This window comes from Candidatus Zixiibacteriota bacterium, assembly GCA_021159005.1.
In the GTDB taxonomy this organism is placed as follows: domain Bacteria; phylum Zixibacteria; class MSB-5A5; order UBA10806; family 4484-95; genus JAGGSN01.
This window is the reverse complement of record JAGGSN010000091.1, coordinates 1-5,881: the sequence shown is the minus strand read 5'-3', so window position 1 is coordinate 5,881 and position 5,881 is coordinate 1. Positions and strand designations below refer to the sequence as shown.

Genomic DNA, 5,881 nt, shown 5'->3' with positions numbered 1-5,881 from the left:
AGGTCAGTACCAACAACTAGCATACCATTCAACATCTTCACACTAGAAATTACATAACCCGTATACGTGTAAGTCGTAAACGTCGGTAGCTCAATATCCGTCACGTCTTTAACTGTGATGGTGTCCCCAACTGCGTAACACAAATACTCAGCAGGCCATAAATCGCCACCTTCTTTGAGATACCACTCAGGGTCATCATCGTCAGCAACTTTACCATAGTAAACAGCTACGGCGTCAACACTTGCAACCAACGCATCAATAGCTGAAAATTGGTCAGTATTCAGATCAATAGCAGTGCGATTCTCCTGTAAAGCATCTTCTACATTATCCGCTGTAATAATGCTCCCAGAATCAGTTATAGGAACATCAGCAGCAGATAACGTCGTACCACTTGAGCCGCCAGACCCCTTACTACTAACGCCACGAAGATCATAATAAACAGAACCATCTGCCAGTTCCTGCAAATCTCCTGTCCTATCTACAATTATAGCAAGCAGAAAAACTATCTCCGGGCCAGGAAGTCCCTCTGTTGACAAACCGTGCAGCTCACTTTCAATCGCAGCTCTCGCATTTGCTACACTACTATAAGCATTATGCCCGACAATTTTCATAACTCCTGAAGATGCACTAACACTCGGAGTTGCTATAAAAAAGGATATAAAATAATCAGTAGTGGTTGTTCCTTCAGTTAATTGCCAAGTTGAACCAGTCCACTCATTCCAAGAATAATAGGTATCCGCGCCATCTTTCAATCCTACTTGGTTATCAGCCGCGACTGAAGTCCATAATCCTGATGCACCTAACCTATACATCCAAGGATGAGTCGATTGAGCTGACAAACTGTGCCTAATATCTTCATCCCAGAACTTACCACTTGCCACTTGAGTATAAGTAGGACTCCCATCAGTCAATCCTGTGATGTCGAACCCGGCTTCATACCGAGCCCCATAAGTGACATGATTATACAGATGAGTTGCGCCACTCATGCGGATACCATGCCGCTCATTACCACAACCACCAGTACCTTGAGTTGCGTTCCATCTGACGATAGCAACTATCGCACAATCATAAAATGCAGAATCAGGAACACTGGAATCAAGAATATATTGCAGAACCCCAGAAGTATCGAAATAACAATAATAAACTCCAGTTACATCGGGAACTACAACTGTCTGAGTTGTAGTTTTTGTAACTTTTTTTCCATCAACCCAAAAGTAAAAATTACTTTCGCCTCCAGTTACTGCGAGACTGACAGTCCTTGTTCCACTATCCCAGGTTAGGGTGCCGTTGCTATCGGGACTTTGCAGATCAAAGCCGTTCCAGAATTTCGTTTCTCCAATTTCGTCAAACACACCTCCGAGAGTAGTGGAAATGAATTTACTATTTGTATCCGTAATATCTATATCTGCGTCAACTATTTTACCCCCGGAGCCCTCATCACCGTCATGAGTGTGGATAGGCATTGAGCAATCGTCTTCCTTACCACTAATAACCCCGTACAACACCCCGGTTAGAGTGCCATCAATATTATCACTCCCTGGGGTCAAAGTAATCGTAGTAACGCTGGAGTAAACAGCAGTAAAGATCGTTCCGTACCAATCAGAGTCACCAATCATCTTGACTCTGCGACCAGTATGAAATTCAACCGTCTGATCACCTACGATCGAAAAACTACTGGAGCTTATATAAGTTGCATCAATAGCCATTACAGCTCCTTAACTTTCATTCTGATATCATTTTCCCATTTGTTAGCGGGACTGGAATCAGTAACAATTCTAAACGTGATCTTATAAGGAGATGCGGATTCAACACCACCTTTAATTTGCACTTGAGCTATCTGATTAGTAGAATCACAACTCAAAGTCCCAATAACAATTATATCTGAAGTTACATCCGTATCATCTTTGTCAGTAACCGTCACTGTGCTGGATGCAATAATAATGGCTTCAGAACTCCCTAAGTCGTTTGCAAAAGACGAAGAAATCCAAAACACTTCGTAAGCTTGTTTTGTAAAGAAATCCAAAGCCATTGTTATTCTCCGTTATTCTGTTATCGTAATTGTAGGTTCTGCGAAATCAATTGCAAGACTTTCACCATCTGCAAGAGTAATACCTGAACCATAATCATACCAACCAATCAACTCATCATTTGCCGCGGTGTCATTGTAAAGAACAATATAACGAAATTCTGCCACTGCCCCGCCCGAAGCTGTCAAAGTAATATCTTGCAACGTCAATGCGTAAGTTCCACTCGTTTGAGCGGACGAAACGGTTGTAACATCCCTGGCTGAACAATGGTCATAAGCAACTTCTGTTAAATTTGACAACACAGTGTTAGTGTTTACAGGTGCTACAAGAGTTAAAGCGATAGTAATCTGGTCACTACCGAGATTGTGTTTCTTTTCAGCCATAGCTTCTACGAAACTATGAAATTTATTATATGTTGCCATTTTATTACTCCTTGAAAATTAATTAATGAAATCTACTGTCGTTTGATCTCTAACAAAATCTACTTCAGTTACACCGCGAATAAAAGCATAAGCAACGAGAATATTATCAAACGCCCCGTAATGAGATAAGACTGCTTCTGCTCCGTTAATAGCATAAACACCTTCGTCAGCAACAAAAACTTTATGTCTGGTAATGTCACAATCATTACCATTGACTGCATAACTTCCTGTCTCTGCAACCAATCCAAGACATTTAGAGAAATTTACATCAGCGCCGTTTAATATGAAACTTCCGCTTTCTGTAATTAAAGACCCAGATAATTGAAGATCTGCCGCCGCGCCGCTGAGAATAAATTCGCCAACCGCTGCATTTAATACATAACCTCTGTAAAAATCTACATCAGCCCCTGCAATCGTGTAAGTTCCGCTATCAGCTACCAGAGAAAAAACGAGAGAAAAGGAAGTATCAGCGCCAGCTAAAACATAATCACCAACTTCAGCAACAAGTCGATAATGGGTTAAGAAAGCAACGTCAGCAGCAGCAAATACATACTCGCCAGTTTCAGCAGTTAAGGTCGATCCTTGCGTATATATTAACCCAGCGTCACTGCCATTTAGCGTGTATTCACCAAGCTCCCCGTCAAGTTTACGTGAAACCTCAAGATCAACTGCTCCTCCAGAAAGCACGTAAGAACCTTGTTCAGCGATTAAACCGATTGCCTTAGTGAGGGTAACATCAGCGCCGTTATATGAGAAAGAACCTGTTTCGCAACTTAATTTTCTACTGCTTGATATAGAAGCTGGAGCCCCTGTTAAAACATAACTTCCAGTCTCAGCATCTAATGAATGTACCCCAGCTTCCCATTCGGAAGAGGTGTCAACCCATTCTTGCCCGGATATTATACCCCATTGATTCATTATAAATGCGCTATCCCGCGCTCTCTACAATAATTATCATGCTCTGTCCTAGTTGTCAACTTTGGTGCTTTCGGGTCAGCGATTGCACCCTGAACGTGGTGATCCAACCACGAAGGATGCTCCGTCCGAAGACCTCCACCGAAACTCGGAACTCGCTCCATTACAGCGTGACATTCAGTGCAATGGAAAAAATCATTACGCTCATTAACTTTACAAACTCGCTCAGTACGACGCTCGCAGAATGAGCACTTATATTCGTAAATCATACTCGTTGCCTCGCTGCTGGCGGTCTAGTTTCGGCGCTATTTGGCTGATTATTAGTGGTCATCTTCTGTTTGGCTCTAGTTGGTTGTGCATTTTGTTGAACGTCGCCTGGGCCTCCCTGAACTTCCATTACATATTGCCTCAAGTTGACAGCATCCTCTTCTTGTAACCCAGCCGAGATAAGAATCTGCAACGCCTGATCTACTTGTCCTTCCCCTGATCTCTCGATGATACTTTTCCAGCCGGGGAAGTTAAGGGTTTCGAGTAAAGCGCGTCTGTCGATTGCTCCGGCTTCGTAAAGAGCCATTGCTTGTTCCTGAGTCTGGAGTGTCGTCTTCGCAACTGTCGAGCCTGATTCAACGACATAATTAAACTCCCGTCCCAAGAAACTTAAACCTTCGATTGGAATCGTATCACCCTGAACTTCAACCGTCGTTATCGACTGACCAAAGTTCTGAAAATTAGATATAGCGCAGCGGCCCCGCTGCCTGACGAGATAATCAACACTTCTAATCTTGGCTCGCATCATCACAGCCCCGCGTTCTTGCAGGGCGACGATGGCTTGAGCAGCAATTACACCTGTCGGCGCTTCACCGCGATCAGCATCCTCAATTTGAGAGATACGATCGAACAATGTAATGTACCATTGAAGAGCATCGAAGAAATTATGCGGAAGATTAGGAACGGATAAATACCGAATCCCGTTAGATGTGGAAGTCGAAACCGGTTGAAGCACCAACCCCGGTTTATTATTTATCTGGGAGAGAGTTATCCCGCTATCTTGTGGAACAATGAGAGGTGGTAAGGTAACTCTGGAAAGATAAGCACTGAGACGTGTTAAGATTTCGTTAATTTTTACATTGATATCACCTACTTGCTCCGAAGCTGAGAAGCCCCAAAGCGAAGTAGAATCTTCGTAAGAGTTGGCTTTATAGAAAGGAAAATGGTCGTAAAGGAAAGTCGTTGCTGTAGCTTCTCTCGGTATTTCACTATTAATATTCGGGTTAGGAATATCAGATAAAACGAGATTACCACCGTTGGCAAGCGTCACAACTCGAATACCACCAGGGTATTTCAATCGCTCTGTCGTTATTTCAAACTCTTCTCCCGTCTCAGGATTGACATCAATCTGTTTAAACTTCTCTAACGACCAGTCTCGCACCCACACTTCTACAACAAGTGCCGGACAATCTGCTGAGACGCCTTCTCTTACAGGATGTTGCGAACTGGAATAATTACCAGGATAGTTCTGACTCCCTGCTCTTGTTCCGGAAGAGACAGGTGCTGAGTTCTCACGTTCTTCTTTCCCTAAAACTCTGAGTCCTTCTTCTCCTTCCACCACTCCCTTGACACCAAACATCGCTTCAACATCAGGCACTGACATCGGGTAAGCATGAGTTAAATAAGGACAATCATTAAGTTCCTCAAAATACCCCGGAGCAGGCGCAAAAGCGAACCCATCAACCAAGACAATATCCGTTTTCTCAGTTCGACTGTTATAAACAGCTTTCTCAACAGTGATTCCATAAATCTCCATCACCTTTACAGAAAGAGATAAAATAGAAGCCGCTTCGCTCTCATTACTCCATTTTCTTACTTGAGCGGATAGAGCTTCAGCCGCTTCATCTATTTCACCATAAAGATCAACCACCTCAGCCATTGGTGATTTTGCTGTAATATTCGCAACAGTTCTCTCGATATTTGCAAAGAGAAGATTCGCAGTTATCTTATCAGCCGCCGTTTTCTTCCGGCCTTGCCAGTGATCGCCACGGAATAAGGCATAATTCTTCAACATCCTTTCAGGAATACCAAGCCGCTCCTTCTCAGCAACAGCTTCTTCCCATTTCTGCCAGAAGAATTTACCGACTTCCTCAGAACCTTCCTGCGGAAGATCGGCCATATTATGATTAATTACTTGTTTGGTCATACGTTCTCTCCAAACCGAACTGACTAAGTATACTCAGTCCAGCAGCAGTTTTATACGCAATCTGCATATCCGCTTTAGTAGGATTATCAGGAATCATATCCAATAACCCAAGTAAAGCACATTCGGCAGCTTCTTTATTAACTCTAGGTTGTGGATGATAGGCACTCATGCTGTGTCACCGTGACCTGAGAAACGTCTATGTGCAACTAACCCCGCGTAACTCTTACAAACTTTCTCACATTCTTCACAAACATGAGCGTCTACCGGGGGCTGTTCGGGCGGAATGGGGGTGTGAGGTTCATCTTCAAATGTGAAGGCGGGTG

Annotated in this window: 6 protein-coding genes; all 6 read right to left on the bottom strand. The window is 43.3% G+C overall.

Annotation, left to right across the window (positions count from 1 at the left end):
• The coding region (locus J7K40_06085) for a hypothetical protein (protein MCD6161966.1) at positions 1-1,706 on the bottom strand (1,706 nt) is incomplete at its 3' end.
• Positions 1,706-2,029 (bottom strand): hypothetical protein, encoded by a 324-nt coding sequence (locus J7K40_06080; protein ID MCD6161965.1) that lies wholly within the window; start codon positions 2,027-2,029, stop codon positions 1,706-1,708. The genes J7K40_06080 and J7K40_06085, both read right to left, overlap by 1 nt.
• A 12-nt stretch (positions 2,030-2,041) precedes the next feature.
• Positions 2,042-2,449 (bottom strand): hypothetical protein, encoded by a 408-nt coding sequence (locus J7K40_06075; GenBank protein ID MCD6161964.1) that lies wholly within the window; start codon positions 2,447-2,449, stop codon positions 2,042-2,044.
• An 18-nt stretch (positions 2,450-2,467) separates the two neighbouring features.
• Positions 2,468-3,367, bottom strand: a complete 900-nt coding sequence (locus J7K40_06070; protein ID MCD6161963.1) for a hypothetical protein — start codon at positions 3,365-3,367, stop codon at positions 2,468-2,470.
• Positions 3,368-3,629: 262 nt separating this feature from the next.
• Positions 3,630-5,558, bottom strand: a complete 1,929-nt coding sequence (locus J7K40_06065) for a hypothetical protein (protein MCD6161962.1) — start codon at positions 5,556-5,558, stop codon at positions 3,630-3,632.
• The gene (locus tag J7K40_06060) at positions 5,539-5,727 is read right to left on the bottom strand and encodes a hypothetical protein (GenBank protein ID MCD6161961.1); all 189 of its coding nucleotides are present in this window, start codon (positions 5,725-5,727) and stop codon (positions 5,539-5,541) included. Before J7K40_06060 ends, J7K40_06065 begins: the two co-directional genes overlap by 20 nt.
• Between the last annotated feature and the right edge of the window lie 154 nt (positions 5,728-5,881).

Coding starts and splice junctions, on each gene's coding strand:
- J7K40_06080 (MCD6161965.1), bottom strand. CDS start 2,029: ATGGCTTTGGATTTCTTTACAAAACAAGCTTACGAAGTGTTTTGGATT.
- J7K40_06075 (MCD6161964.1), bottom strand. CDS start 2,449: ATGGCAACATATAATAAATTTCATAGTTTCGTAGAAGCTATGGCTGAA.
- J7K40_06070 (MCD6161963.1), bottom strand. CDS start 3,367: ATGAATCAATGGGGTATAATATCCGGGCAAGAATGGGTTGACACCTCT.
- J7K40_06065 (MCD6161962.1), bottom strand. CDS start 5,558: ATGACCAAACAAGTAATTAATCATAATATGGCCGATCTTCCGCAGGAA.
- J7K40_06060 (MCD6161961.1), bottom strand. CDS start 5,727: ATGAGTGCCTATCATCCACAACCTAGAGTTAATAAAGAAGCTGCCGAA.